This is a genomic window from Collinsella sp. Sow4_D11 (assembly GCF_052116465.1).
Taxonomy (GTDB): Bacteria; Actinomycetota; Coriobacteriia; order Coriobacteriales; family Coriobacteriaceae; genus Collinsella.
Genome location: NZ_JBQKLA010000061.1, coordinates 1 through 1,333, shown reverse-complemented (window position 1 = coordinate 1,333; position 1,333 = coordinate 1). Strand labels below are relative to the sequence as shown.

1 protein-coding gene is annotated in these 1,333 nt (G+C 73.4%); it reads right to left on the bottom strand.

Annotated features, from left to right (window positions below; genetic code table 11):
* Positions 1-1,069 (bottom strand): IS30 family transposase (locus ACTQ40_RS10505; RefSeq protein WP_441564113.1); only part of this gene is annotated, 1,069 nt, incomplete at its 3' end.
* Between the last annotated feature and the right edge of the window lie 264 nt (positions 1,070-1,333).

Below are 1,333 nucleotides of genomic sequence, written 5' to 3'. Positions count from 1 at the left end.
CGAGCGGCACGTCCCCCACGCCGTAGGCGTCCAGCAGCGCCGCCGCGTCCTCCCCGAGCATCGCCCTGAAGGCGCGCGCGGGCGTCGCGAAGCCGAGCGCGCCGCGGGGCTCGGAGTTCACGTGCGACATGGCCAGCGCCAGGTCGGCCGGGGCGAGCCGGTCGAACCTGATCCCGGCGCCCTTGGGCAGCAGCTTCCTGATCTCGACGTGGTTGCGCTCGCAGGCGTCCTTCTGGTCGCTGCGCCCGGGGTCGCAGTAGAACAGCCTCGTCTCGCCCGGCCCCTCGCCGAGCAGCGCCGCGATCGCCGCCTCGTCGGAGAACTCGGCGCCGTTGTCGGTGAGGACGGCGCGGAACACGCGGCGCGTCCCGTCGGCGCCGAGGACGGCCCGGACGCCCTCCAGGGCGCCCGCGACGCACCCGGCGGTCTTCTCCTCCAGCGGCAGCGCGAGCTGGAGCCTGCTGGGGCGGTGCAGCAGCGTGAGCAGGCAGGCGGAGTCCTCCCGGGCCCCCTCGACGGTGTCCATCTCCCAGGCCGCGGCGCACGCGTCCTCCCCGAGGGCGAGGAACGCGGCATGCGACCTGCGGGCGGAGTGGCGGGTCGCCGCCCGGCCCGCGGCGCGCTTCCTCGGCCTGTAGCCGACCTTGCGCCTGAGCTCCATGTTGGTCATGCCGTCGTAGCCCGCCGAGACCCAGCGGTAGATGGTCGACGGCGACAGGTCCACCGGGCCGCCGTTGCGCGCCGCCATCTGCTCGGGCGACAGCCCCCGGCGCAGGCAGTCCCTTATCGCCTCCAGCCTGGCCGCCGCGGCGGGCTCGTCGGCGTCTATCCCGCGCCTGGACGAGACGAGGACCGAGTCGGCGCACAGCTGCGCGGCCCGGGCCTCGTAGAAGACGTGGGGGCGGCGCTTGCAGCCGATCGCGCGGTACCGGCCGCAGCCGTTGCAGCATCGCGGCCACGCCGCCAGGCGCGGGCAGGCCGCCGACAGGTCGGCGGAGGCGTCCACGCGCTCGCCGCGCCTGGCCTTCGGCGCCGTCACGAACCTGTGCGACGCCACCTCGGCGCTCACCGTCGAGGGCGACCTGCCCAGCTCCCTCGCGATCTCCCTGCACGACGCCCTGCGCTCCAGCATCCTCTGGACCGTGTCCCGCTCGTGCCTCGTGAGCCTTCCGTAGGCCCTCGGGACCGCCCTTGCGGAGCCGCTTTTCTTCTTTCCGGACATACCGTCCTCCGATCTCCCGGGGCCGGCCGATCCGGCCCTCAGGGTATCGGGTTCCCACATTCATCCGCACATGTACGGATGAATGTGGGAGGTGTTCGGATAAAGTTGATA